Below are 1211 nucleotides of genomic sequence, written 5' to 3' on the forward strand. Positions count from 1 at the left end.
TCCTTCTATTCCGTGTAATTGTGAATGGCAAACTCCACAGGCCTCTATTTTTAATAAAATCTCATTTGGCTTGTTAATTTCATGCCTATCTATCTCAGTTAATTTTAATGGGTTGGTTTCAATTGGTGCACATTTTGATAACATCATCACTTTCATTTTTTGCATATTTTTCTTAATTTTAGATGTGATTTTAATATTCTTAAATGAGAATTGAATCAATTCATCTAGATAATTTATTTATCAAATCTTTTACTTTTTTTTCTATTTGGTCACGAATCTCTCTTACTTCTTCTATTGATCTTCCTTTTGGGTCCAATATCTGCCAATCATCCACGTTTTTTAGAAATAATGCCGGACATGATTCTTTATCTATACATCCCATGTTGATGGTATTTTCTGCTTCGTCCATCATTTGCTGTGAAATATTTTGAGGGTGGTTATTTTCAATGTCAATACCTACCTCCTTCATTACTTGTGCTACAATTGGATTTACTTTTGATGCTGGTTTTGTACCTGCACTGATTGGTTCAAATCCAGATGGAAGATATTTTCTAAAAAATGCTTCAGCCATCTGGCTTCTTCCTGCATTTTCAACACATACAAAGAGAATTTTTTTTGTCATAATTTAGATAAACATGCCTGTTTTATTTGGATTGTTCATTTAGATCATGCACTTTACTTTATTCTCTGCTGAAATCAGTAAAGCATGGGTAGACAGTATCCGATAATATTGATAGTGGATGATTCTCAAGCCTTTAGAGAATTTGCCCAACTGGTGATTAAAGATGATCTTAAATTTGTCACAATCATTACTGCCACCAATGGGATGGAGGGTCTACAGATGTACAAAAAGTATAAACCAGATGTAATCATTCTGGATTGGAAAATGCCTGTTATGGATGGAATGCAAGTATTGAAAACTGTGATGAAAGATGATCCAAGAACCAAAGTAATCATGACTACCGCATACACTGAAGATCAATTACTGTTAAATGAAATGAAGGCTCTGGGAGCTTTATGTTTTGTTCCTAAACCAACACAACGTTTGTTATTACTAAAAGCCATAAACGATGGATTGCGAGAAAGGAAAAATGCAGGACTATATGGACAAATTCCAAATGTCTGAATAAAACCAAAATTACAAAACATGATTATTTGTTAATTCATTTGATTTTTTTCTAGGCTATGTATTGAACTGATTCCACTCTCAC

2 protein-coding genes are annotated in these 1211 nt (G+C 32.9%); one reads left to right on the forward strand and one right to left on the reverse strand.

The window, feature by feature from the left end; translation table 11 throughout:
• Nucleotides 1-220: 220 nt before the first annotated feature.
• On the reverse strand, nt 221-622 hold the full coding sequence (locus tag BG20_RS04675) for an arsenate-mycothiol transferase ArsC (protein WP_010191530.1): 402 nt from the start codon (nt 620-622) through the stop codon (nt 221-223).
• Between the two features lie 84 nt (nt 623-706).
• Between BG20_RS04675 and BG20_RS04680 the strand changes: the two genes are divergently transcribed.
• The gene (locus BG20_RS04680) at nt 707-1126 is read left to right on the forward strand and encodes a response regulator transcription factor (protein WP_048097060.1); all 420 of its coding nucleotides are present in this window, start codon (nt 707-709) and stop codon (nt 1124-1126) included.
• The last annotated feature ends 85 nt before the right edge of the window (nt 1127-1211 follow it).

Origin of the sequence: Candidatus Nitrosarchaeum limnium BG20, assembly GCF_000241145.1 — an archaeon.
In the GTDB taxonomy this organism is placed as follows: Archaea; Thermoproteota; Nitrososphaeria; order Nitrososphaerales; family Nitrosopumilaceae; genus Nitrosarchaeum; species Nitrosarchaeum limnae.

Coding starts and splice junctions, on each gene's coding strand:
- BG20_RS04675 (WP_010191530.1), bottom strand. CDS start 622: ATGACAAAAAAAATTCTCTTTGTATGTGTTGAAAATGCAGGAAGAAGC.
- BG20_RS04680 (WP_048097060.1), top strand. CDS start 707: ATGGGTAGACAGTATCCGATAATATTGATAGTGGATGATTCTCAAGCC.